Raw genomic sequence first — 23,689 nt, 5'->3', positions numbered from 1 at the left:
TTTTGCTGTCCAATCCCATCCGAAACCTCCGTCCAAGCCGGAGGCTTCTTTCGCACGTTCATTCGAATTCTGAAGCAAGGGTATCGGCTTCGCGCTTACACCGATCCTGCAATTGCTCGCCGATCAATTGCGGTCATTAGATGAGAAGATCACCCAATTGGACCAAGAACTTGCCCATCGTGTTAAAGAGGATGAGCCAGCCAAGCGGTTGATGACCGTTCCCGGAATAGGACCTATTACCGCGACGGCGCTTGTTGCGTTAGCTCCGACTGCCCAGGCCTTTAAGAAAGGCCGTGGTTTTGCTGGGTGGCTTGGTCTAACGCCGCTGCAGCGCTCGACCGGAGGAAAGCTGAGGCTTGGTGAGACCTCTCGCATGGGTGAGCGAACATTACGCAGGCTGCTGATCATCGGCGCAAGTGCTGCCGTGCGATGGGCAAAGCGCAAGGGCTCTTCTAACCCTTGGCTCATGAATATGTTAAGTCGTAAGCCGCCCATGCTGGTGATTGTCGCCCTAGCTAACAAGATGGCGCAGATAGTCTGGGCATTGATGGCGAGAGGCGGAATATATCGAGCTCCGGCCGTCGTGGGCTACTGCCTACGATGTGAGAAGGTCGAACGGAGAGTATGGCGCAACGGTCAGAGACGGGATCGGGAAAACCAGATTATGGACACGCGCCTCGAGCGCGCATCACTGAATTGGACCCGCTCCGCGAACTCCCATACAGGCCGGCGGCATATAACGGCAGCATCAGAGGCCGGACACATGTCACCACCCGACCGCGCGCTCTAGACTCATTCGAAAGATTCCTCTTGCATCAACGGGGGCGTCCACACATGTCCATAAGGACAGTTCTCAACAACACGCCTCATTCGACAAGGCGGCCTTCACCGGCTTTCAATTACCCACAAGTGCTTGATTCATTTGCGGGACGCTCACCCATTTACGCAGCAGGTTCTCATGGACGCCCAGGTCGCGGCCAGCTTGCGCCACCGACACCCTTCTTCGTTCCCTGACGAGCTTGACCGCTTCGATCTTGAACTCTCGACTGAACTTTCGCCGCTGCATGACCCACCTTCGGTTGCATGAAACACCCAGTCTGGCTGTCTCAAACCGGCAGCAGCTCAATGGTCGTTTCATGTGGACGATCACCCGTCAAGCACACCTCGAGCCAGATCGCTGCCAGGGGCAGGAGGCTGGGCGTGATGGGAATGATCCACGAGGTAGCTCGCAATTTAAGAACCGCCCGAAATGACCGGCCGCGACCTGATCCCGCTATTTGTCACGACCTTCACCATCGTGCGCCTCTGTTTCTTAGTAGTTGCGGAAAATCCTTGCCGAGGATTTCTTAGCGTTATGCCTTATTGCCCTCGGCATACTGCTAGGCTTGTTGGAAACTTATAGGGAGACTGATCATGGCTGTACTAAACGTGGCACTATTGTTTGGAGGCGAATCTCTTGGGCACGACATGTCTATGAGCATCGCTCGATCTGTCTATGAAGCTTTGGACACGAAACGCCACAGCCCGATACTGGTAGGTGTCGCGCCGGATGGCCGGTGGTGGCTACAGGAGGATACGAAGGAATTTCCCTCATACGTGAATTCATCAGGGGCTCAACTGACACTTCTGCCGGCTGGGGGTGGCAAGGCGATTGTACATGGACAGGAGTATATCAGAACATGTGACATTGATGTTGCATTCCCAATCTCGCCCTGCGGCGGCGCGGGCCTGCTAGAAGCAGCGCAGGTCCCTTTTGTAGGATCCCGGGGGCCTGCGCCGGCAATATGCAGCGACAAGCAAATCACCAAACGAATATTGCGGGACGCAGGACTTCCAATCGTGAAGTATCTGGCTCTGACAGCTCGGGAGGAAGTGAAATTCCAGTTTGCCCAAGAAGCTCTCTGCAGCTGCTCGCTATTTGTGAAGCCGGCAAGAATTTATAATTCGATCGGCGTCAGCAAGGTAACTTGCGAATCAGAGTTTCTGACTGCTGTCGATCTCGCATTTAGCTATGACAGCAAAGTCTTGGTTGAGGAGTGCGTACAGGCGCGCGAGCTTGAGTGTGCGGTGTTGCAGGATGTAGAGCGACCGAGGGAATTATCTTGCTCATGGCCAAGCGAGATCATCTCTGATGGGCAAGGTTTCTATACCGCTCAGGCCAAACTTGATGAGAAGGGAGTAGTGTTCAAGACCAGGGCAGAACTGGACGAAGCGACGGCTCATCGAGTGCGATCGTTATCTTGCGAGGCGTTTAAAGTGATCGGTTGTGAGGGACTGGCGCGCGTGGATATCTTTATGCGGCCCAATGGAGAACTCCTGGTCAACGAAGTGGGAAACGCTCCTGCCCTTGGTCCCGGCAGCGCGTTTTCAAGGATGATGGAGGGATCGGGTATGGGGTACAAGGTCTTGGTGCAGAGACTGCTTGAAGACGCCATTAGGCGCTCTGAGCGACCGAGAGCAATCCTATGAGCTAAGCCAAGATGGTGCGATGGTCAGACAATGAACGATCTGTCTACATCGCCACGAATCCGCAGTGAGCTTGGCTTCCGCCGATCAGATCGCTTTGGAGGTCACTGTGTTTCATCAGGCGACCTAGACCACAGCGGACGGTACGTTCCACACTTGTTCAGAAGCGCCTTTGAATGATTCGCGCACTCTCGTTGGCCTGAGCGACTGCGACAACCTCGAAGCCGCCACCTGGCGAATAGCGCGTTCAACCAAGGCCGCGTCCGAGCGTCTTGTCGAGCAACCCTCAAGACAGCTGTTGCCAGACAACTGAGAGCACGGAGTTCTGGATTCCGTACTCTCGGTGGGTGGAAGCCGCAACGCGGAACGCGATAACGATCAGCATCGAGATTAGGCATGCGGTGGTTCACGCAGCGACGGGGGCAATCCGGCCTGGCTGCGTGACGTCCGGTTGGCGGTGAGGGCTACCACGACATGATCGTGGCTTCGGCGCAGCGTGAACATCATGTTCACGCGCGGCCGGTCGGCTTTCAGTAGAGGTGCCGATGATGTCGCCGCGCGCGCAACTCCACCATGATCCTTTTCACGGGAACGAGTTTCGTCTTCCGTTCGAAGAGAGCGGACCGTTTGAAGAGCTTGGCCTGGGACGGATCCAGCTTGTGCTGCTGTGCAAGCGGATGGAGCATTCCGCGTTCCGTTGGCCGCCGATCTGCGACGGCGTGATCCGTCTGTCCGCATCACAGCTCGCAGCGCTAATGGACGGCCTGGAGTCGTCGCGCCTACGCACCCGCGATATTGCAAAGCCAACCGCAACATTGCGAACCCCTGCGACCGATTGGGTCAGGTTGGCCACGATATTCCCCAACGGCCCGCGAATCGGCTGGAGTACCGGGCGTGAGCGAGACTACAGATCAGCTTATCGATCGATAATGAGACGCTGTAGGCAGTGATTGCGGCGGGCGCGAAACGCGACGGGGCGATCGCCGAGCGCGATCAGACCCTGTCGCAAATGGATCGCCTGCAGCATCTGTTGCGCCAGCTGCAGCGCGCGCAGTTCGGGCTCCACTCGGAGAAGCTCCATCCTGAGCAGTTGCAGCTGGTGATCGAGGACTTCGAGCAGGCCATTGGCAGCGAAGAAGCCGCTCACGACGGGAAGAACACGGCAAGCCACCCAGCGTGCTACGCGGCGCCGCGCCAGCCACTGGTGCGCTTCCGACCGCCTCTGCATTTGATCGGTGAGGAGACCTCACGGCGCCTCGAAGTCGTGTCGGCAAAGTTCCGTGATCGTCACTGATCCCAAATACGCGTCCCGGGCCTGCGCGGTTGGCGTGGTTCAGTCGCCGTCACCAGAGCGGCTGATCAAGTGCGGCCTTTCACCCGAGGCGATCGTCGCGCATGTGCTGGTCGCCAAATATGCATGGCACCTGCCGGCCTGCCGGCAGGCTCAGATGCTGCTGGCTTAGCATTACAGTTGCCGTTTTGCTTTGAGATGCGCGCGCTGAGCGGCAGCCTGGTGAGCTCTGCGCCAGAATGACCATGCTGCGATGACATGCGCGGGTTGGATCCGCTTTCGAGCAAGTTGATGGCGATGCGGCGGATTTCCTGGATTGACCAACGGATCAGCGGCGGCGTGGGTGTGCTTTGGCTTTTGCCGGGGGGCGGCGTTTGGTTTTTTTGGGCGGTGGCGGATTGGCGCGATGGCGGATTGCCGCCATCATGGTGAAGGCGAGCACCACCAGGGACACGTGGCGATGCCAGCCATGCCGAGGACCTGCTCTCGTTGTGATCGAGCCCGAACTCGTTTTTCGCGGTTTCAAAGCTGTCCTCGATCGCCCATCGATGGCCTTCGACCGCAACCAGCGTTTCAATTGATGTTCCCGCTGGGCACCAGGTGGTGAAGAGGGCGAGATCGCCATCGGCGATATGGCGACGGATCAGCAGACCGCGCGTCCATAAACCATCATTTGCGCTGTTGAACTGCTCGACCTCGAGATCGGCCAGTTCGAGATAACACCAGTCATGCAGCCTCGGTCCTTTGGTTCCGGCTCCCGCCGACAAGCGCTTCCAGTCGGACGGGCGCCGCGCCCGGGCGATGTCTTCGGCCTTCCCGGCGACCGGCTGTCGCTTGCCCCAAGATCGGAAGACATGAGAGCTGCGGACCCCGAGTACATAGCCTTTGCCTGCCCGCCGTAGCTGCTGTTCCATATCGCCAACACCGTAGACCGTGTCACCGGCAACCCACTTGAATGGTACAGACGCGGCTATCGCACGTGCGATCATTCTCGTCGCAAGCTTTGGTTTGGTCGCAAAGCCGACATCGGCAGGCACGTATGCGGCTTCCAGACGGTCTGGATCGTCGGTCCATTCCTTCGGAAGATACAACGCGCGATCGATGAACGCATGACCACGACGCGAAACGTAGGTAGCGAAGACGCCGATCTGGCAGTTCGTGATCTTCCCTGCCGAACCAGTCTATTGCCGCGCCACTCCGCACGAGGCCTTACCCTGCTTGAGAAAGCCGGTCTCGTCGATCACCAGCACCGCATCGTCATCCGCCAAGTGCTCGATGACATAGTCCCGGACGATGTCGCGCAGGGCATCAGCGTCCCAATCCCCGCGACCCAGGATCGCCCGCTGCCGCCATGGGCCGGGATCGCCAGCCGCCTCCGCGCGCATCCAACCGGTCTTGCGCTGCTCATCTCTGAGCAGACCTTCCAGGAACAGGCCTGCATTCGTCGCCACACGCTCTTGCGTGAACAACGGACGTATCCGCTGCTTGACCTCTCGAAGCGACGCCGCCCACAACGCAAGCGTCTCCTCAACCGACGCGGCCCGCGTCCACGACATTCGAATCATGGTTGCCCATGGATTCAGAAGCCCCCAAACAAAGCAACTGTAATGGTAGGAGAGCAAATCGACGACCCACATGTTCGTCCGAAGAGAATGGAAGCGTGATCTCACTTCAATCCCTGTGTTGCTAAATGACCTGACCCGTCAAATTAGGCCGGTTTGAACTGGAATTGTCCACTTATGATCCCCTGATGGGACGAGGAGAGTTCCATGAAGACATCGAAGTTTTCAGAGGCGCAGATTGCATTCGTGCTGAAGCAGGCTGAAGACGGCTCGGCGGTGGCCGAGGTCTGCCGCAAGGCCGGGATCAGCGAGGCAACCTTCTACAACTGGCGGAAGAAGTATGCAGGCTTGACGCCCTCGGAGATGAAGCGGCTGCGTCAGCTTGAGGAAGAGAACGCGAAGCTGAAGCGGATTGTCGCCGACCTGTCGTTGGACAAGGCCATGCTTCAGGATGTGCTCTCAAAAAAGCTCTGAGGCCTGGCCGCAAGCGCGAGCTTGTCGACAAGGTGTGAAGTGACTGGAAGGTGTCAGTCAGGCGGGCCTGCTCCTCGCTTCGGGTTGATCGCGCTCTTTACGTCTAAAAGTCGAAGCGCGGCGACCAGGCCGCTCTCAAACACCGGATCAAGGACATCTGCGCGACGCGGGTGAGATACGGCTATCGGCGCATTCATGTGCTGCTGCAACGGGAGGGCTGGGCCGTTAACGTCAAACGGGTCTATCGCCTGTACCGGGAATTGAGCCTGCAATTACGCAACAAAACGCCCAAGCGCCGCGTCAAGGCCAAGCTGCGAGAAGATCGAACCGATGCCAAACAGATCAACGAGACCTGGGCCATGGACTTCGTTCACGACCAGCTGGCCACCGGCCGCAAACTCCGCGTGCTGACGATTGTCGACATCTTCAGCCGCTTCTCGCCGGCGGTCGATCCGCGGTTCAGCTATCGAGGCGAGGACGTTGTGCTGACTCTGGAGCGCATCTGCAAAACCGTCGGTTACCCGAAGAGCATTCGTGTGGATCAGGGATCGGAGTTCATCTCCCGCGATCTCGACATCTGGGCTTATCAAAGAGGCGTTGTGCTCGACTTCTCACGTCCCGGCAAGCCGACGGACAATAGCTTCATCGAATCCTTCAACGGCAAGTTCAGAACCGAATGCCTGAACACGCACTGGTTCCTGAGCCTTGACGAGGCCCGGCAGAAAATGGAGGATTGGCGTAGAGACTACAACGAAATCCGGCCCCATAGCGCGATCGGCAACAAGGCGCCGATATCGCTGTTGAATGGCTCATCGGCGCCCCCGCCGGCATGAGCTAAACCCCGGAAAATTCCAGCATCAGCTGGCCTAGTTTTGGGGAGCACTTCAAAGCCCCGAAAAGTCCAGCATCAGCTGGCCTAGTTTGGGGGAGCGCTTCAAACCCGACGAGACTCTTTTTACGGCTGGATGAAAGTTTCGGGCGCAAGTCAGTAATTAGCGAGCGGCGCACGTCTGATTGAGCCGACGAACTCCCTGCGTCAAGCCAGTCGACGGGTACCGCTACTACTCGGGAAGATCTCTGATGTTTCTACACACAACGCTTTCTCAACGACGCCTATGTACCTCACCAGAGTAGGTAGGCTTCGAGACTTTAGGTGATGCTGTAGTACTAGTTGGAAGCTGGCCGCGCCGGCTCTAAGATAGCTCATCAGGATAGAAGGGAGGTGCAGCCATGACAACTGCAGTTGATCCGCTGTATCGCAGAGGACAGGCTATGAGATTCATCGAAGAGACGCGCGTCGTTAGCGATGGGGAACTGCAAGACAACAACATCACGCGTTATCATGTCACAAGATTCTATCGCGAACAGACTACCAACAGTGGCTACTATGATCAGCTCAAGTACATTGTGGAGCCCTCAATTGAGGAGTTCGAGAGCCGTGGTAGTTTGGATACGAGCGGCGAACACCAAAATACGGTTGTGCCCGGACTCCAGCACAAGTACGCCAGGACTGGTTTGTTGCTCGTGACTGACCGTTGCGCTTCATATTGCCGCTATTGCTTCCGCAAACGAATTGTAGGCAAAGATTCCGGTGAAATCGCATCCGATTTTGCTCAGGTTGCGCTGTATATTGGCTGCCATCCCGAGATGACGAACGTACTGTTATCAGGAGGTGACCCGTTTATGCTTAGCACCGCGAAGCTCAATAAAATTCTGGATCATCTGCTGCCGATTGCACATCTGGAGTCAATTCGGTTCGGCACAAAAATGATCGCCTTTGAACCCAAGCGGTTCGAGGATTCCGCGCTGACAGCTTTGTTCCGACGAATCCATGAGGCGGGTAAAGCCGCAATAGTCATTACACATTTTGATCACATAGGCGAGATTTCAGTGGATGCGGAGCGAACAATTCGCTCGCTGCGCGCAGAAGGCGTGCAATTTCTCAACCAGTCCGTCCTTCTCGCGAAAGTCAACGATGATCCCGAAATCTTGGCGGCGACTTTCGCTAAATGTCACGAGATCGGAGTGCGCCCTTATTATTTATTCCAGGGCAGGCCAGTGAAGGGCGCATCACATTTTCAGGTTCCATTGCGCCGCGGAATCGAGATTACACATGGCATCAGCCAGCGTCTTAGTGGCATCGAAAAAACATTCAAATACATCATGTCTCACCATACAGGGAAGATCGAGATCCTCGATGTGGGAGACGATGGCCGCATGTATATGCGGTATCATCAAAATAAGGTTCTTGAAAGAATCGGAAAGATCTTTTCTCGGCCGCATGTCGAGACAGCCTGCTGGCTCGATGATTTACCGAAAGGATGAAATCCATGCAAAGACCGGGGCAACGCCGATTGCGAAACACAAAGCCGTGCTGCCGCCGCGCGCATCGCGCAGTGCAATGCGGGTGACGGTCTTCGCCTCGTGACGCGACGGGGCATGAAATGTTTTTCATGCCTGCGGAATGTTGGGCCCGCTCACATGGCCAACGCGCTGCATGTACGAACCCGATGTCTGGCCTCTGGCTTTCAAACCCCTGTTGCTAGCTCGCAGCGATCGAATCCCTGCGATCGTAAAGGCCTCGCCGAGAGCGGCGCGATCTTCAGTCCCCACCTTGCGGGCGAGCAGAACCAGCTCGTGCTTCATGTTAATGAACTGATCCAGCCGCGCCGGAAGCTTCACCACCGACAGATGCCGTCGCCTCGTCGGAATGGCCGGCACCGCGCGATCCTGCGCAGGAACAAGACATCGTTGCGGCGGGTAGACGGCCGGCAATCGCGGTAGGCGGCGGTCGCATCCTCGACGTCTTGCGGTAGCGGCAGCCGGACCTCGTAGCGCGACTTGCGCAGCGATCCCGTTTGCCACTCGATCTCGGTGAGACGCAGTTGCGCCGCGTCACCGGCCCGCAGGTCGAGGCGCACCAACAAAAGTACGATCGCACGATCAGGTCGGCGCGCACCGGCATCGCCGTCACCGGCAGCGATCAGCCGGTTGACCTCCTCGGTCGACAGATACCGGGGCATGTCGGCAAGCTGCCAATGAGCGTATGTCGGAACCGCCGTCGAGACCCGCCTGACAACGGCCTGCGACTGCGAGATACCGCAGGAAAGTCCGCAGCCTCGTCGTAATCTTCTTGATCGTGTCATTCCCGCTATTGCTCGCCCGCTCCAGGAAGTAGCTGCGGACATCGTTCCGCTCCAGCCAGCCGGGTCAGATCGAAACTCCATCATCCGGCCCGCGGCGTCTCGGGCGTAGAGCCGACCCAACGGGCCGCACGGAAGTAACGGCTGAACTTCGAAAGCGCGCTGCTGTAGGATCGCTGCGTCGCCGGCGACAGATTGCGGACGGTCATGTCCTCGATCATGCCGGCGTAGAAGGCTCAAACCGGCCATCTCAACTCTCCTATCTGTGGGGGGCTGCAACACCCACATCCTCTCGGGCAGGAGGCGCTCTACGCCACCTCAACGTTCACACCGAGGTAGCGGCTTCATTCAATCCGCAAAGCAAACTTGCTGGGTTCGGCGCCCTCAACCGCCCGTTCCCTGTAAGCTCAAACCGCCTCGAAACCAAAGAGCAGAATCCTGCTCAATCGCTTAGAGCCTTGTTCACGGGCGACTGTGTACTTTCCCGACCAGGCGCTCTCCCGGCGCGCTGCACTGAGGGAGCGCGTCAGCCGTGAGCGTTGCGAAACTGGCGCGTTTCTTTTCAAGCAGAGTTCAGACCTGGCATGAGAGACGACCGGCACATTGACATCCGGTTTGTCAGCCCTGCCGTGTTGGATTGATTATGGTGATGTCTGAAATGCGACGACGCGCATCTCATTCCCAGACCAGACAGTTTCATGCGCGTGCTTTCCTCTTAGAGGGGGTCGCGTGCGGGAGGTCCGCAATGGCATACCGATTGCTTAGACAAGGATTGCGGCTGTCGAGGCGTCCGCATTGGCGCAGCGAACGTCGATTGATGAGACCCGTTCCATCACTCCGACCGACTGCGCTGGTGCCGTCTAGGTTGGGCAACTCGAAGCAAGGTGTCATCATCGACTACAATTCAGGCCTTCAGTAAGGGAGAAGGAAGGTGGGCATGATCTCTGAGGTATTCATTACTTGTGCGGTAACAGGGGCTGGGAATGCGGTCGAGCGTAGCCCGCACGTGCCGGTGACCCCGCAGCAGATCGCGCAGTCTGCGATCGAGGCTGCTCGGGCCGGGGCAGCGGTGGTGCACATCCACGTGCGTGATCCCACAACACGGCGTGGCTCGCGTGACCCCGCGTTGTATCGGGCAGTGGTAGAACGCATTCGAGAGTCAGACGTGAATCCGGTCATCAATCTGACTGCGGGGATGGGAAATGGCCTTGTACTGGGTGAGCCGGACTCTCCTTTGCCGCCGAACCCGACGGGCACGGACATGGCAGGCGTTCGTGAGCGGCTAGTGCATGTGGAAGAGCTCCGCCCCGAGATCTGTACACTGGATTGCGGATCGATGAACTGGGGCGCCGGCAGTCAATACGTTATGGTAAATACTGCCGGGACGCTGCGCGCGATGGCTGCACGCGTGAAGGAGCTCGGCGTCCGTCCTGAGCTCGAGGTGTTCGATGCGGGCCAGTTGGTATTAGTGCGCGATTTGATCAAGGAAGGCCTGATCAACGATCCCGCACTGATACAGCTGTGTATGGGAATTCGATACGGCGCTCCAGATGACCCAACCACACTGCTGGCGTTGATCCACCAGCTCCCACCGCAGGCGATCTACTCGGTCTTCTCGATCGGACGAATGCAGCTCCCCTATGCGGCACTGGCCCCGTTGGTCGGCGCGAACGTGCGGGTAGGCTTGGAGGACAACATTTACCTGTCTCGCGGGCGGTTGGCCACCAACGCCGAGCTCACGCAACAGGCCGTAGAGATTCTCGAGAGGATGGGGGTGCGGGTGATGAGCCCGGATCAAGTGCGCCAGAAGCTCACGGTTTCCAACTCTAAGAAGACCAAGTTATCTCTGTGACGTGCGAAGCGGGTTTACGTCGCGATTGGAAGCGGGGCAGTGGACCTGTATCTGTGCGCGCAATAGAGTTGTGCGGATCGCGCATTCTTACGCGCCACTTTGGTCTGTCGCTTATAATATGATGCTCGAGAAGAAGAGAGAACGATGCTGAAGAATGGATTCTGCGCGATACTGACGGGTTCTGCATCGGGGCTTGGGGCCGCGACCGCGCGCCTCTTGGCCAAGGGCGGAGCGCGTATCGTGATTAATTATTCCAATAGCCAGAAGGAGGCTGAGGCTACTGCCACAGCCTGCCGCATGGCGGGCGCTGCCGAGGTGGTGGTGGTGCAAGGCGACGTCTCTCGCGACGAAGATTGCAAGAGGATTGTCGCGGCTGCCGCGCCGTGGAGACAGCTCGACTTGCTTGTCAACAATGCCGGCACAACAAAACATGTGCCGCATCACGATCTTGACGGCCTCTCGGCGGACGATTTTCAGCGCATATATGCAGTCAACACGATTGGGCCGTACCAGATGATCCGAGCCGCGCGGCCGCTGCTCGATGCTGGCGCGAGGGTGAGCGGACGGTCGGTCGCCGTGGTGAATGTCTCCTCTATCGCAGGCATCAACGGCGACGGGTCATCGGTCGCATACTCAGCGAGCAAGGGCGCGCTGAATGCTATGACATCGCCGTTGGCGCGTGCGCTAGCGCCTTCCATTCGCGTCAACACTGTTTGCCCCGGCTACATTGATACGCAGTGGTTCACGAAGGGTCGTGGCGAGGCCGGCGCCCGGCAGGTGCGCGATGCCGTGGTGGCGCGAGTACCGCTGAAGGTCGCCTCGACGGCCGAGGATATCGCTCACCTCGTCTGCTTCCTAGGAAGTCCGGCCTCGGCCAACATGACCGGTGAATGCGTGCGCACGGATGCCGGACTGCATCTAATCTTGTGAGAACAAGAAATCGTAACGACGCCCAAGAGAAACAAACCGGCTAGAAGGGCGGGTCGCCAGGTGAGCAGGTCACATCATGCTCGTTGTTTCGAACTGCCAGAGACGGCCGCCCCGCGGACTTGCGTGGCGGGGCCGCGGATTCCGCTTCGATCTACCATAGCTTAGCCTTGATCGTGACAGTCTGCGCGTTAGGCGCGAGCTCTCGTTGACGTGAAGTTCGTAGAACGGCTCCTGACACGGGCAAAGCAGGCCGCAAGTCGCACACACTCATTCGTGCCCGCGGACCTCGTGAGAAGATTGTGGGCAGCATAGCCGTTGACCTGCAGGAGGCCGGCAAAGCCTATCAGATGGTGCTCTACGCATTCACCGCCGCGGCTTTCCTCAAAGCGATAAGCGATCACCGGTGGCTGATGCCGCCGAACGGCCGATCGTCACGCGCATAGGCCACAGCCAGGCATTTGCGGCTTGCCGGATTTCGCAAGCGAGCGTCGGCAAGTTCGTCTCGTCGGCGAAGACCCGTTCGCCCGGCTTGATCGTCTCCAGCACGGAATAACGGCTGCGATTCGAAGCCAACTTGCCCGTCCATTGCGCACGAAGATCGGTCGAGACAGCGGAATTTCTTCGGGATAGTTGGTCACCGCGATCTGGGCGAAAAGCGCCCTGACGCGAAGGTCGTTCTCAATCAGGTGAGCGGGTGCCGGGGTCTGAAGTACGTCATCATGGTTGGGGTAGACGTATTTCGGGCGGCGTCACGATCAGGCGCAACTTCGCCGCGTCGTGTCCAAACATTTCGATGCGTCTCGCCCAGGGGGCAGGTTGTGCTCGGCAACGATCTCGACCCGCATCCAGATGCGCGCCGGTTTCCTTGCGCGGCCGCGGCGCGCGTGCGGCGTGTCCTCGCCGCCTGCCTTGGCCAGTGCGGTTTGATGGCCGCGACTCCGGTGGTGATCTCGTCTATGCGAAGGCAATCTGCGCTCATCGCTCGGCCCCTCGCTCTGCACTACGAGCGCGTCCCCATAAAGCGTGCGCTCCAAAGTCTTTAAGATCGCCATCAGCTCCACAATCCGCGCGTCGGCCGCCTTGTTGACCGCGGCGAGATCGGCGTGCGCCGCAGTCAGTGTTGCAATTTCGGAGAGCGACGCGACTGTTCTCTGCCTCGATTGCCCGCCGCTCTACCGACCAGAAGGGTCTTCCGAAGCTGCAACAACCAGCGTGATTGCCGCCCCTCAGTGCAGAGCCGCCGCCAAAGCCAAACAGGGCCCGATTCGGCGCAAGTTGTCACTCAAGGATTGCGAGCGCTTCACAACCGCTCGACGTACCTTCATCCAGTCCATCCCGTCCATTTGCGCTAGCAACGGTGCATGGTTCCAGCGTCCGTCAGATTGTTGTGCGCAGCCCTGGGAGCACCGTTACCTTCGGCAAGGATGCCTACAATGCGTCTCCCTCCAGTGAGGCTTTCAATTACCACAAACTCTCCTACGACCATTGCACCAGCGCGATGTCGGTGAGGCGTGACAGCCCGCGTCACATAACGGTATTGCCGGGCGGCGGATCGCTGGCGCGGGCGAGATAACCGCCGAGCCGGGCGATCTTGATAAGATAGTGCGAGAGCGTTTTCTGTCTTGCTTTTGGTTCGTCGTTGAGGCGATCGAGCACACCGATTTCAGTCGCAGTCAACGCGAGGGTTGACGGCGTTTTGGGGCGGAACGGTTGAGCATCGTCATCCAGAAATCCCGCCAACTCAGGATGCAAAAGAGCGAGATCAGGTTGGTCAGAGGCTGGGCGGTCTGAGCTTCGACTCCTCAGCTTTGCAGCCCGATTTGAGGATCTTCTGGAACACCTCGATCTTCCATCTCAAACCATACCATTCGAGCTTCTCAATGGCGTCGGTGCGGGAACCAACAGGTAGGTCGGTGATCAGCTTCCAATCGATCTTCTTTCTGTTTTTCGGCGTCCCGCAAAGCGAATAATCTGGCTTTGCGCGGGTCGTCCTTGCCACTGAGGTCGGGCCGGCGGTTGCGGCCACGCTGACGAGCGGGCAGATAGTGATCGTCCTTGACAGGGATCGCCGGTGATTGTCGATGCGGCCGCCCTGGCGCGGGTGCTGCAGGTTCTGGAGCGTCGATGATCCCGATCTCTTCGAACGCACGATCTGGATTCGATCGGCTACACCAACGTGCAGGAGCATGCAGGGTTTGTCAATATTGGTGCAGGAAGGCCTAGGTCGTGATCGGTTTGCCGGAGACGTCTCGTGTTCCGCGGCCGCGGCGGTTCGCTGATCAAGGCCTTGTGGCACGATGGACTTGGACTGTCGCTCTATGCCAAGCCTTGGACCGTGGCCGTTTTGTCTGGCTCGGTGACGCTGACGGTGACGGTGAGCGGTGTGGTGGGGCTGACCGCGGCGCACATGAGTTATCTGCTGGAGGCGATCGACTGGCGCAACCCGCGGCATACGTGGCGGCCACAGAGCGTGCTACGGCTTCGGCGGATACATTAACGGTTTGTGCCTTTGGTTATCGGAATCGTCGCTACCAGCGGCTGTTACGGTTGAGTTCCTGGGTACACGGTTGGAGGTGCGCGGAACGCCTGGCCTTGCTGTGCTGAGTAAATTTGGTTTGTCGCTCCGACGGACACGTTCATACTGAGGCCACCCGCGCGCTGATGATCTATGTTGCGACCCAACCCGTGGACTTCAGAAACCGCGCGGGTGGCTCGGAGCGGGCCATTCGTGTTGGAGACACCTCTTACTTCACATGGCCCTATCTGACTTGGCAGCTGACTAAGTGGGTAACTAGCGGTTTAGTTGCCTGACGAATGGCCAATCGATCTAGCCCAGTGGTTTGTGCAGAAACTGCCATTTCTGCCTAGCTTTTGCCATGCCCTTGAGCAGCTAGGGGCTGAGGCGGGCTCCCTTCGTCAGAATGGAGGATAGAGTGCAACCACAGCGAATCGTTCCCTCAGATGCCGGTCGCCTGACTGAATGCTTGCGAATCAGCGATCCGTATTTCGATGCAGCCTGTCGACCTAATGTCATACCCAGCAATGGACGTGCCACCGCCAAACGGGTCCTTGCTCGTGACGACTCTCCACCCGATCGTCATCGCGATATAATTGACTTCGTAGGCTCCTCCTATCTGGGTCTCGATACTCATCCTGTGATCGCCGCCGGCGCGATCAAAGCGATTGAAGCGCAGCAGTCATTGCATTCTTCCTGTGCCAAAAGGCAATACAATTTCGATCTTCTCACGGAACTTGAAGAAGACCTGTCTGAGATGTTCTGCGCGCGTGTGCTTGTCTTTTCCAGTGTCATCTTAGCCAATCTTGGCGCCATGCTAATCCTTGCTTCGGGTCAGTTGACGGGAGGCAAGAAGCCGATCGTAGTATTCGATAGCCTTGCGTGCATTTCGCTCGCCCGCTACAAGCAGGTGGCTGATGAAGCGCAGGTAAGGACGATCGACCACAACGACATCGACGCTCTCGAACGCTTGTGCTGCGAGCATCCCGTGGTCGCTTATGTATGCGATGGCGTTTACTGCACGGGAGGTTATTCGCCCATCAAGGAACTTCGTCAGCTCCAAGAACGTTATGGGCTCTTTCTCTATATCGACGATGCGCACGGCATTTCGACTTTCGGCCGCCATGGCGAAGGATTCGCTCGGTCTCAGTTCCTCCAAATTCTCGGTGAGCGAACGATCATAGCGGGCTCGCTGGCTAAAGGCTTCGGCGCTTCCGGCGGAATGCTAATGCTTGGAGCGGCCCACCACGAGAAATTGTTCCGTCGATCTTATGTTCTCGATTCATATTCGGTATCGCCCAACCCAGCGGCCGTTGGTGCGGCGCTTGCGTCATGTAAAATTCACCGTTCAGTAGAACTAGGTCGGCGGCAGGAACAACTTGTGGAGCGTATCGCCTTCTTTGATCGCCGCATTGCGACCTTTGGCGAGGGCAGTTCGGTTCCGATCAGAATGATCTCCGTTAGATCGGAGGGCAATGCGATTGCAATCGCAAAAGGGCTCTTCGACTTTGGTTTCGCTACCCTGGCCATGTTCTTACCTACCACCGGGGGTGGGAAAGCAGCGATTCGGCTGTGCATTACAGCGGAGCACCAGGCTCATGACATAGAGCGGCTATGCGACTGCATTCTGGAAAAAGTAGAGGAAACGACCGGAAAGCCCTACCCCCTGAGGTGATTTAATGAATCGCGCGGACGAATTGATAAAACTGTTTGATGGGAACAACATCCTGTTGATTGATGCAGACGCAAAGATGGAAGTTGCTCAATGCTGAAGGCGGCGCGCAACGGCCGCTGATTTTGATCCTGCACCTGACAGCAAAACGAGGTCTTCTGGGTAAAGAACACGAGCGTGTCAGAAGCTCAAGGCTTAGACGCCGCTGGCACGCGTGTTGTTGAGAGTTGGTAACACCAAGTGAAAAAGAGGACTGAATGCTGCGAAACTAACGAAGTTCCGTTTCTCCTGGAGCGACAGGGCTAATGTCGACAAAGTGGCACTGAACAGCCTAGCTGCACCGAGCGACAAGATCCTACGCGCTCGCTGGCTCTGACTCTGTTCCGACCCTTGCGTCGCCTCCGGGAGTTGTCTGACATCTTTGATCCCACTTCAGCTTTCTGCGTTGCGAGGACCTACATGCCTAAGGCTAACGAGAAGACAATCGTGCAAGGAATGAGCGGTACAAAACAGACCTACCGGCCTGCCCTAGACAAGTTGGAAACGACCAGCAATCAACGTAGTCTTCAACCCCTCTTCGAACCCCGGGGAGTTGCGGTGGTCGGTGCTACATCGAAGCCGAGTCTCGCGAAGAGCATCCTCAACAACATTATATTGTCCGGCTTTGATGGAAATATCGCCGCTGTCAACCCGAAGTACGACAAGGTTGACGACGTAGACTGTTATAGGTGTATCTCAGACGTTCCCTTCGAGATTGATCTAGCTGTCGTATGCATTCGGGCTGAGAACATTCTGCCTATTCTGGAGGAATGCAAGCGAAACTCAGTTGGCGCCGCACAGATCATCTCGAGCGGCTTCGCCGAGCTCGACGCAGCCGAAGGATTTGCTAGGCAGCATCAAATTCAGAACTGGGCCAAAGACAGGCCGACAATGGCGGTTATCGGTCCCAATACTTATGGCGTCGTTAATCTGCACCGCCCAATGATTGCTGTTGGAGAAAGCAGGATACCAAAAATCGTCCCCGGAGGGGTCAGTTGTGTCTTCCAGAGCGGACAGATGGTTGCAATAATGCATCCTTTGATTGGCAGGGGCATCGGCATCAGCAAAATCGCGACGACAGGTAATGAAGTCAGTGTAACAACAGCCGACGTAATCAACTTTCTTGCCGTCGATCCACAAACACAGGTCATCGTCAGTTATTCCGAAGGGATCAAGGATCCCGAGAATTTCGCAATTGCCTGCACGCACGCGCGAGAACAGGGGAAGCCGATCATCATGTTGCGCGTCGGCGCTCATTCCGAGGTGCAAAAGACCATTGGCCGTCATACGGCAACACAAGCCGCGAACACCTATGAAGGGGACATCCGGCTCCTGGAAGAACTGGGTGTGATCACGGTTGATTCGGCAGAGGATCTGATCGAAACCATCGTGGCTTTCAACGCGTCCAGCAGACCACGAGGAAATCGCGTAGCGTTTGCAAGCTTCTCAGGTGGAATGGGAAACATCATGGCCGACCTGATTTTGTCCACGCGAGGACTAAGGCTCGTTTCATTTTCTGACCATCTTCGCAAACGACTGGCGGACGTCCTTCCGAGATTCGCGAACTGCTTCAATCCCCTCGATCTAAGTGCCCAGACTTCCTTCGATGCTGAGATCCTAAGCAGTTGCTTGCAGGTACTCGGAGAAAGTGGGGAGTTTGACATCCTGCTCTGGGGCAAGGACCTACCAATGAGCATTGATGACAAATCACCAGTTGGTCTCGCTCTTAATGAGCTAGTATCCCAACATCCTGAAATCGTTCTCGTCCCAGTTTCGCAGATGAGTGGAGTTCAAGGCAACGAGATTGCCGGAACCCCACCCGTGTTCGCCGGCCGACCGCTCCTGCAAGGCACGGGGCTTTCCGTCCGAGCTCTGGGCAAGGTGGTTGAGTGGCATGCGTCGGCTCAATAAGTGAGTCACCGTGCAACCATCTGAAAGCGTTCCAACGGGTATACGGAGACTAAGGCAGCGTCGGAGCAGACGTCGTCATCGGAAATTTTTGAGTCGAGGCAAACGCACTCACCAAGCTGCCGATCGTTAGTCGACCGTGAAGATACCTCTTTTCGGGTCCGATTGAGGGGCGGCCGGGCGAAGAGTGCGGCCAGGAGCTTGGTGCCAGCAAACCCCTGGGCCAGCAGAGGAGACGGCGGAAGTTGTAGCCGACGCGGCAAGCACGGCGTTGTTCGCATCGCCGTGCGTGAACCAAAGGTACTTGCGTTCCATGAGGTGCTCCGCCTTCAGATGGCCGATGACATTCTCGATGATCGACGGCGTGACACCTCGCTTCTGACCCGAGATGAGGACCCTGAACTTGTAGTCCGGTGCCGCGTTGTGGCCGCGGTATGTCTTGTCGAGAAGGAGCCGCTCGATGATGTTGCTGACGAGCTTTTCCATGTCTGGGATGACGGTTTGCAGCGTGTGGCCGTCAAAGGGATTGTGGGGAGAGCATGACGTAACGCGGGCGCTATCACGGCGTCTGACGGCGGATATTCCCCGTCGTTCGCGCCACTATCGCTCCTCGCCAATGGCGCCCGGCTGAACCGTGCACAGGAACGCCTCGCGGTAGATCGCGCGCTTGGCCCGATCAATGGGACGCTCATATGCCATGAATGGCTCGCCGACGCGCGGTGAGCACGCGCGCACCTTCCCCGCAGCCGCACCCGCGGCACTATCCCACAGGGCCCACAACTCCGCAGCTTCGTTCAATAGCAAGCCTAGCTCTGCGGCCCTTTTTGATTGACGCTTGACGTCTATTTGAGCCGCGTGACGCGCCGCCGCCGCTTCCAAATGTCGGACAAAGCGTTGACGGCGGCCTCGAGTGCCTTCCGGTCGATGACGTTGGGATCGAAGCGTTCGGGGCCCCGGCGGCGCATGTGTTCGTGCTCTGGGTGGGAGGGGTCGCCGATGGCATCGAGAATGGGCATACCCTGGCGCACCGCCGACGTCTTCGGGAGGACAACGACCGGTGGCCTCGAGCAAGAGGGAAGTCCCTCGGTCGACGTGTCGTGGAACCATTTTTCGAGCTTCATCACATGGTCCCAGCTGTCGCCGAAGTCATAGAGATAGTGGATCGTCTTGGGGCCGGTCTCATGAACGATATCGCAGAGGCGCGCCTTGGCATCGATGGGCCGGTGGCCGTAATCGTTGCCGGATCAGGAATCCCCCAATGGACATCACCAGCGAAGAACTCGAAGAGGTGGCTATTCGTCCAGCCAAATGCCGCCTGGAGCCGAAGAAGCTTCTGGCCGAGCAAATGCTCGATACGGCAGCGTTGCGGGAATTGCTGTCAAACAAAGGTAGCGCCGCCGCCCAGCGCGCTGGAGCCGCCCACCTGAAGGCCGCCATGGGCCTTTCGGAACGGCGGACCTGTTCGATTGTCGGCGCGGACCCGGACGATGGTTCGCTACCGGTCCCGCCGACCGCCGGACACCGAGGTGCGGGCGCGGCTGCGCGAACTTGCCGATGAGCGTCGGCGGGTATCGCCGGCTGCTCATCCTGTTGCGGCGGAGGGAGAGCGGTCGGGGATCAATCGCATGCATCGGCTCTACCGGGAAGAAGGGCACGCCGTGCGCAAGCGCCGCGCCCCGCCGCAAGGCTATGGGCGTCCGGGCGCCGATGCTTGTGGAAGCAAAGCCCAACGCGCGCTGGTCCCTCGATTTCGTCTATGACCAATTCGCCATGGACGGCGCTTTCGAGTCCTTAACATCGGTCACCAAGGAATGTCTGGGCGCATCCCGGACACATCGATCTCGGGGCGACGGGTGGCCCGGGAGCTGACGTCGCTCGTCGCTTGGCGCGGTAGGCCGGGCTCCATCGTCTCCAACAACGGCACCGGTTCACCTGCAACGCCATACTGGCCTGGTGCAAGGACAACGCCATCGATTGGCACTTCATCGCGCCGGGCAAGCCGATCCAGAATGCCTTCGTCGAGAGCTTCACGGCCTGTCATTGCGACCGATAACATGGCCGCTGGCCCTGATGGAGGTCGCGGATCGAGGCCTCATCAACGGGTCGCGCTTGTTGCGCGTAAAGCTCTTCGGGCTTTCTCGATCCCCAGCTCCGCCGGTTTCCATCATGCTGTCGTTTGCCCTCACACCTTAAATTGGCCAGCCTGCTAGGCAGTTCATCCAGCAGCCTTAGCCCGGTAGAACTCACCGGTCGTCATCATCGCCCAGATGATCCGAGCCAACTTGTTGGCGACGGCGATAGCGACGCCCATGGGCCGACGCCGTTCAAGCAGAGCTTCGATCCAGCCACCTCCGACCTGGGACCGTGCCTTTGCATACCGAACGACGTTGCGTGCCCCGATGACAAGCAAGTGCCGGAGATAGGAATCGCCCTGCTTCGTTATGCGGCCGAGCCGGTCCTTCCCGCCGGTGGACTTCTGCTTAGGCGTCAGGCCCAGCCAAGCCGCGAATTCTCGCCCGGAGCGGAACATGGTCGCGTCCGGCACCGTCGCGGCGAGGGCCGTGGCCGTTATGGGCCCAATGCCGGGAATCGAGGAGAGCAACCTCGCCATCGGATTTACTCTCTGGATCTGAGCCAGCTCACGCTCGATAGCGTCGACCTGCCGGTCCAATTCCTTCAGTTGGTTCACAAGAACAGCCAGCGCCATACGGGCAGTGGCACGTAGCGCGAGTTCCTCGTCATCCAACAAATCCACTAGACCCTCCACCCTTTGCCGGCCCTGTCCGACAATAATTCCGAACTCCGCAAAGTGAGCTCGAATAGCGCAGGCGGTCATGGTTCTCTGGCGGACCAGCAGGCCTCTTGCACGATGAAGCATCAAGAAGCCTTGGTTCTCGACGCTTTTGATGGGAACAAACCTCATATTGGGCCGGCTAACTGCTTCACAGATTGCGGCCGCATCAGCGGCATCGTTCTTTGCTCCCCGCCGCACATAGGGATTCACATATGCTGGCGGTATTAATCTCACATCATGTCCAAACCGCTGAATCTCGCGCGCCCAGTAATGGGCGCTGGCGCAAGCCTCTATCCCAATCAGGGAGGGCGACAGCGAGGAGAAGAAGGAAACGATCTCACCGCGCCGGAGGCGTTGGCGGCTGGTCACTTGACCTTGAGTGTCAACCGCATGAACGTGAAATACGTGCTTCGCGACATCCAACTCAATTGTCACGGCTTCCATGATGATTGCTCCTGTTAGGTACAGACATCGCCAGCATAGCGCCGGCGCCGAGGGAGCAGGGCCGTCTTCCCCATGAACGGCCGGATGCTCGACGAGTTCTTGAACCAAACGCTGTTCTTCGGCCTGGACGATGCACGGAACAAGCACGCCGAATGGGTCGCCGACTACAACGGCGAGCGCCAACACTCTTCGTTGAAATACCAAACACCCGGGGCCTATGCTGCCGCATTCACCGCAAAGGGCGATCGGCTGCGCAACCCTGACCAGCTCCGCCGATCGTCCGTTGCTGTCCACCCGCGCCAAGCGGCGTAAAACTGACGTGCCCCCGCCAAATTAGGCCAGTTTGAACTGGAATTTTCCACTTATGATCCCCTGATGGGACGAGGAGAGTTCCATGAAGACATCGAAGTTTTCAGAGGCGCAGATTGCATTCGTGCTGAAGCAGGCTGAAGACGGCTCGGCGGTGGCCGAGGTCTGCCGCAAGGCCGGGATCAGCGAGGCAACCTTCTACAACTGGCGGAAGAAGTATGCAGGCTTGACGCCCTCGGAGATGAAGCGGCTGCGTCAGCTTGAGGAAGAGAACGCGAAGCTGAAGCGGATTGTCGCCGACCTGTCGTTGGACAAGGCCATGCTTCAGGATGTGCTCTCAAAAAAGCTCTGAGGCCTGGCCGCAAGCGCGAGCTTGTCGACAAGGTGCGAAGTGACTGGAAGGTGTCAGTCAGGCGGGCCTGCTCCTCGCTTCGGGTTGATCGCGCTCTTTACGTCTAAAAGTCGAAGCGCGGCGACCAGGCCGCTCTCAAACACCGGATCAAGGACATCTGCGCGACGCGGGTGAGATACGGCTATCGGCGCATTCATGTGCTGCTGCAACGGGAGGGCTGGGCCGTTAACGTCAAACGGGTCTATCGCCTGTACCGGGAATTGAGCCTGCAATTACGCAACAAAACGCCCAAGCGCCGCGTCAAGGCCAAGCTGCGAGAAGATCGAACCGATGCCAAACAGATCAACGAGACCTGGGCCATGGACTTCGTTCACGACCAGCTGGCCACCGGCCGCAAACTCCGCGTGCTGACGATTGTCGACATCTTCAGCCGCTTCTCGCCGGCGGTCGATCCGCGGTTCAGCTATCGAGGCGAGGACGTTGTGCTGACTCTGGAGCGCATCTGCAAAACCGTCGGTTACCCGAAGAGCATTCGTGTGGATCAGGGATCGGAGTTCATCTCCCGCGATCTCGACATCTGGGCTTATCAAAGAGGCGTTGTGCTCGACTTCTCACGTCCCGGCAAGCCGACGGACAATAGCTTCATCGAATCCTTCAACGGCAAGTTCAGAACCGAATGCCTGAACACGCACTGGTTCCTGAGCCTTGACGAGGCCCGGCAGAAAATGGAGGATTGGCGTAGAGACTACAACGAAATCCGGCCCCATAGCGCGATCGGCAACAAGGCGCCGATATCGCTGTTGAATGGCTCATCGGCGCCCCCGCCGGCATGAGCTAAACCCCGGAAAATTCCAGCATCAGCTGGCCTAGTTTTGGGGAGCACTTCAAAACCCACGAGACTCTAGTTACCGCTGGATGAAAGTTCGGGGGCCGGGCACTTGTCGCAGCGCGTTTGCGATGCGCCTATCTGCGGAATGTGAAAGCGGCCGCCTTCTTTCTTCAATGAACGCACACGTATATAGTATGCAACGGCATTGCCGTGTACGTATCCTTCATCGGTCACGAGGAGAACTCGATGCGAGCTAGAGATGGCAATAGCGCTACATTAGGGCGAATGACCCCTATAGAAAGCACTCAATTTGCGGCAGAGCAGATCCGGAATGCAATAATTGCCCGGCATTTTAAGCCCGGCGATAGGCTAGTGGAACAGCAACTAATCGAAATGCTAAATGTATCGCGCCATCCAGTCCGCGAGGCGCTGAGGCTTTTGGCGCGAGAGGGATTTGTTGAAATAAAGCTCAACAAAGGTGCATCCGTCACCGCAGTGAACGCGGAGAGCATTGCCGAGGTTTATAATATTCGAATGGCCTTGGGAAGGTTAGCGCTTGATCATATCTTTGCGAATCCGAAGCAAATCTCCCAGAAGTCATTGAAAACGATCGAGAAGCTCGCACAAAATGCCATTAAGTTTTCGGACTTTGAGGATCAATCAGACTCAATTCAGAATGATCTTGAGTTTCAGCAAGCAATGGTGGACGCGACGGAGCTTCAAAGAACAATGCGCTATTTTTCGGAGCTTACTGGCGATATCAGGCGATTTAACAATTTTTTTTCTGTCGTCTATACCGACCGCAAATGTGACGCTCAGAGGTATGTCGTCAAGCTTTATAAAGCGATTCGGGACGGAAAGCGCGAGGAAGCGCAAAAGATATGGAGCGCGAAATTTCAGAAGGCTCTCGATAGATATCTGGCATTGCTTGCTGGCACTCAGCCTGATGGCGCGGCGCGTCCCCGCGCAAGGGATTCTGACAGCACCCGCACCTCTTCACGGCGAACCAAAGTCGACGCTTAACTACAGCATGGCTTGAAAACCGTCCCCTTGGTGGCTTGGCTGTTGTCCCCTGATGTTATTTTTTGAATCATATAGTTGGCGTGTCG

Annotated in this window: 15 protein-coding genes and 10 pseudogenes; 14 read left to right on the top strand and 11 right to left on the bottom strand. The window is 57.8% G+C overall.

Features of this window, described 5'->3' with window-relative positions; genetic code table 11:
- Nucleotides 1–100: 100 nt before the first annotated feature.
- Nucleotides 101–580: pseudogene (locus IVB36_RS00250) on the top strand (IS110 family transposase); the annotation flags it as partial.
- A gap of 354 nt (nt 581–934) precedes the next feature.
- On the opposite strand, the pseudogene IVB36_RS00245 reads toward IVB36_RS00250, so the two are convergent.
- Nucleotides 935–1,066, bottom strand: a pseudogene (locus tag IVB36_RS00245) (transposase); the annotation flags it as partial.
- 347 nt (nt 1,067–1,413) lie between these two features.
- Here IVB36_RS00245 and IVB36_RS00240 point away from each other — a divergent pair.
- Complete coding sequence (locus IVB36_RS00240) at nt 1,414–2,469, top strand: D-alanine--D-alanine ligase (RefSeq protein WP_247390135.1); 1,056 nt, start codon at nt 1,414–1,416, stop codon at nt 2,467–2,469.
- An 891-nt stretch (nt 2,470–3,360) separates the two neighbouring features.
- Nucleotides 3,361–3,926, top strand: a pseudogene (locus IVB36_RS00235) (IS66 family transposase); the annotation flags it as partial.
- 159 nt (nt 3,927–4,085) lie between these two features.
- On the opposite strand, the pseudogene IVB36_RS00230 reads toward IVB36_RS00235, so the two are convergent.
- A pseudogene (locus IVB36_RS00230) lies at nt 4,086–5,322 on the bottom strand (IS701 family transposase).
- 204 nt (nt 5,323–5,526) lie between these two features.
- On the opposite strand from IVB36_RS00230, the pseudogene IVB36_RS00225 reads away from it, so the two are divergent.
- Together IVB36_RS00225 and IVB36_RS00220 are read left to right on the top strand one after the other, a co-directional pair.
- Nucleotides 5,527–6,626 (top strand): annotated as a pseudogene (locus tag IVB36_RS00225) (IS3 family transposase).
- A 397-nt stretch (nt 6,627–7,023) separates the two neighbouring features.
- Nucleotides 7,024–8,118, top strand: a complete 1,095-nt coding sequence (locus tag IVB36_RS00220; protein WP_051113068.1) for a lysine 2,3-aminomutase — start codon at nt 7,024–7,026, stop codon at nt 8,116–8,118.
- A 126-nt stretch (nt 8,119–8,244) separates the two neighbouring features.
- Here IVB36_RS00220 and IVB36_RS00215 read toward each other — a convergent pair whose 3' ends face one another.
- The 3 genes and pseudogenes from IVB36_RS00215 to IVB36_RS00205 all read right to left on the bottom strand — a co-directional run.
- A complete protein-coding gene (locus IVB36_RS00215) occupies nt 8,245–8,439 on the bottom strand; it encodes a hypothetical protein (RefSeq protein ID WP_247390133.1) in 195 nt (64 codons plus the stop codon).
- Nucleotides 8,440–8,471: 32 nt separating this feature from the next.
- On the bottom strand, nt 8,472–8,816 hold the full coding sequence (locus tag IVB36_RS00210) for a hypothetical protein (RefSeq protein ID WP_247390132.1): 345 nt from the start codon (nt 8,814–8,816) through the stop codon (nt 8,472–8,474).
- A gap of 254 nt (nt 8,817–9,070) precedes the next feature.
- Nucleotides 9,071–9,185: pseudogene (locus tag IVB36_RS00205) on the bottom strand (integrase); the annotation flags it as partial.
- Between the two features lie 688 nt (nt 9,186–9,873).
- Here IVB36_RS00205 and IVB36_RS00200 point away from each other — a divergent pair.
- Entirely contained in the window at nt 9,874–10,788 is a 915-nt protein-coding gene (locus IVB36_RS00200; protein WP_247390130.1) for a 3-keto-5-aminohexanoate cleavage protein, read from the top strand.
- A 144-nt stretch (nt 10,789–10,932) separates the two neighbouring features.
- Nucleotides 10,933–11,718 carry an SDR family oxidoreductase gene (locus IVB36_RS00195; protein ID WP_018459883.1) on the top strand — a complete coding sequence of 262 codons (786 nt, stop codon included), beginning with the start codon at nt 10,933–10,935 and terminating at the stop codon, nt 11,716–11,718.
- 381 nt (nt 11,719–12,099) lie between these two features.
- On the opposite strand, the gene IVB36_RS00190 is transcribed toward IVB36_RS00195, so the two are convergent.
- The 3 genes from IVB36_RS00190 to IVB36_RS00180 all read right to left on the bottom strand — a co-directional run bounded on the left by IVB36_RS00190 (nt 12,100) and on the right by IVB36_RS00180 (nt 13,906).
- Nucleotides 12,100–12,264, bottom strand: coding sequence for a hypothetical protein (locus IVB36_RS00190; RefSeq protein ID WP_157643126.1), 165 nt, complete (start codon nt 12,262–12,264; stop codon nt 12,100–12,102).
- A 978-nt stretch (nt 12,265–13,242) separates the two neighbouring features.
- A complete protein-coding gene (locus tag IVB36_RS00185; RefSeq protein WP_247390128.1) occupies nt 13,243–13,458 on the bottom strand; it encodes a hypothetical protein in 216 nt (71 codons plus the stop codon).
- Between the two features lie 31 nt (nt 13,459–13,489).
- Nucleotides 13,490–13,906: a hypothetical protein gene (locus IVB36_RS00180; protein ID WP_198293410.1), complete on the bottom strand. Its 417-nt coding sequence runs from the start codon at nt 13,904–13,906 to the stop codon at nt 13,490–13,492.
- A gap of 63 nt (nt 13,907–13,969) precedes the next feature.
- On the opposite strand from IVB36_RS00180, the gene tnpB reads away from it, so the two are divergent.
- The 3 genes from tnpB (at nt 13,970) to IVB36_RS00165 (ending at nt 17,855) form a co-directional block, all read left to right on the top strand.
- Complete coding sequence (tnpB, locus tag IVB36_RS00175; RefSeq protein ID WP_018459885.1) at nt 13,970–14,215, top strand: IS66 family insertion sequence element accessory protein TnpB; 246 nt, start codon at nt 13,970–13,972, stop codon at nt 14,213–14,215.
- Between the two features lie 436 nt (nt 14,216–14,651).
- The gene (locus IVB36_RS00170; RefSeq protein WP_247390126.1) at nt 14,652–15,908 is read left to right on the top strand and encodes an aminotransferase class I/II-fold pyridoxal phosphate-dependent enzyme; all 1,257 of its coding nucleotides are present in this window, start codon (nt 14,652–14,654) and stop codon (nt 15,906–15,908) included.
- A 456-nt stretch (nt 15,909–16,364) separates the two neighbouring features.
- Nucleotides 16,365–17,855, top strand: coding sequence for a CoA-binding protein (locus tag IVB36_RS00165; RefSeq protein ID WP_018459888.1), 1,491 nt, complete (start codon nt 16,365–16,367; stop codon nt 17,853–17,855).
- A gap of 205 nt (nt 17,856–18,060) precedes the next feature.
- On the opposite strand, the pseudogene IVB36_RS00160 reads toward IVB36_RS00165, so the two are convergent.
- Both IVB36_RS00160 and IVB36_RS00155 read right to left on the bottom strand, forming a co-directional pair.
- Nucleotides 18,061–18,386 (bottom strand): annotated as a pseudogene (locus tag IVB36_RS00160) (IS5/IS1182 family transposase); the annotation flags it as partial.
- 308 nt (nt 18,387–18,694) lie between these two features.
- Nucleotides 18,695–19,015, bottom strand: coding sequence for a plasmid pRiA4b ORF-3 family protein (locus tag IVB36_RS00155; protein WP_245288553.1), 321 nt, complete (start codon nt 19,013–19,015; stop codon nt 18,695–18,697).
- A 149-nt stretch (nt 19,016–19,164) separates the two neighbouring features.
- Here IVB36_RS00155 and IVB36_RS00150 point away from each other — a divergent pair.
- Nucleotides 19,165–19,881 (top strand): annotated as a pseudogene (locus tag IVB36_RS00150) (DDE-type integrase/transposase/recombinase); the annotation flags it as partial.
- A gap of 186 nt (nt 19,882–20,067) precedes the next feature.
- On the opposite strand, the gene IVB36_RS00145 reads toward IVB36_RS00150, so the two are convergent.
- Nucleotides 20,068–21,090 carry an IS110 family transposase gene (locus IVB36_RS00145; RefSeq protein ID WP_247390124.1) on the bottom strand — a complete coding sequence of 341 codons (1,023 nt, stop codon included), beginning with the start codon at nt 21,088–21,090 and terminating at the stop codon, nt 20,068–20,070.
- Nucleotides 21,091–21,165: 75 nt separating this feature from the next.
- On the opposite strand from IVB36_RS00145, the pseudogene IVB36_RS00140 reads away from it, so the two are divergent.
- The 3 genes and pseudogenes from IVB36_RS00140 to IVB36_RS00130 all read left to right on the top strand — a co-directional run.
- Nucleotides 21,166–21,402 (top strand): annotated as a pseudogene (locus IVB36_RS00140) (integrase core domain-containing protein); the annotation flags it as partial.
- Between the two features lie 82 nt (nt 21,403–21,484).
- Nucleotides 21,485–22,584 (top strand): annotated as a pseudogene (locus IVB36_RS00135) (IS3 family transposase).
- A 242-nt stretch (nt 22,585–22,826) separates the two neighbouring features.
- Nucleotides 22,827–23,603 carry a GntR family transcriptional regulator gene (locus IVB36_RS00130; protein WP_247390122.1) on the top strand — a complete coding sequence of 259 codons (777 nt, stop codon included), beginning with the start codon at nt 22,827–22,829 and terminating at the stop codon, nt 23,601–23,603.
- Nucleotides 23,604–23,689 lie beyond the last annotated feature (86 nt).

Origin of the sequence: Bradyrhizobium sp. 35 (genome assembly GCF_023073215.1) — a bacterium.
Taxonomy (GTDB): Bacteria; Pseudomonadota; Alphaproteobacteria; order Rhizobiales; family Xanthobacteraceae; genus Bradyrhizobium; species Bradyrhizobium canariense_D.
This window is presented reverse-complemented; position numbering and strand designations above follow the sequence as displayed.

Coding starts and splice junctions, on each gene's coding strand:
- IVB36_RS00215 (WP_247390133.1), bottom strand. CDS start 8,439: ATGAAGCACGAGCTGGTTCTGCTCGCCCGCAAGGTGGGGACTGAAGAT.
- IVB36_RS00210 (WP_247390132.1), bottom strand. CDS start 8,816: ATGCCCCGGTATCTGTCGACCGAGGAGGTCAACCGGCTGATCGCTGCC.
- IVB36_RS00165 (WP_018459888.1), top strand. CDS start 16,365: ATGCCTAAGGCTAACGAGAAGACAATCGTGCAAGGAATGAGCGGTACA.
- IVB36_RS00200 (WP_247390130.1), top strand. CDS start 9,874: ATGATCTCTGAGGTATTCATTACTTGTGCGGTAACAGGGGCTGGGAAT.
- IVB36_RS00145 (WP_247390124.1), bottom strand. CDS start 21,090: ATGGAAGCCGTGACAATTGAGTTGGATGTCGCGAAGCACGTATTTCAC.
- IVB36_RS00195 (WP_018459883.1), top strand. CDS start 10,933: ATGCTGAAGAATGGATTCTGCGCGATACTGACGGGTTCTGCATCGGGG.
- IVB36_RS00240 (WP_247390135.1), top strand. CDS start 1,414: ATGGCTGTACTAAACGTGGCACTATTGTTTGGAGGCGAATCTCTTGGG.
- IVB36_RS00220 (WP_051113068.1), top strand. CDS start 7,024: ATGACAACTGCAGTTGATCCGCTGTATCGCAGAGGACAGGCTATGAGA.
- IVB36_RS00180 (WP_198293410.1), bottom strand. CDS start 13,906: ATGCTCCTGCACGTTGGTGTAGCCGATCGAATCCAGATCGTGCGTTCG.
- IVB36_RS00130 (WP_247390122.1), top strand. CDS start 22,827: ATGCGAGCTAGAGATGGCAATAGCGCTACATTAGGGCGAATGACCCCT.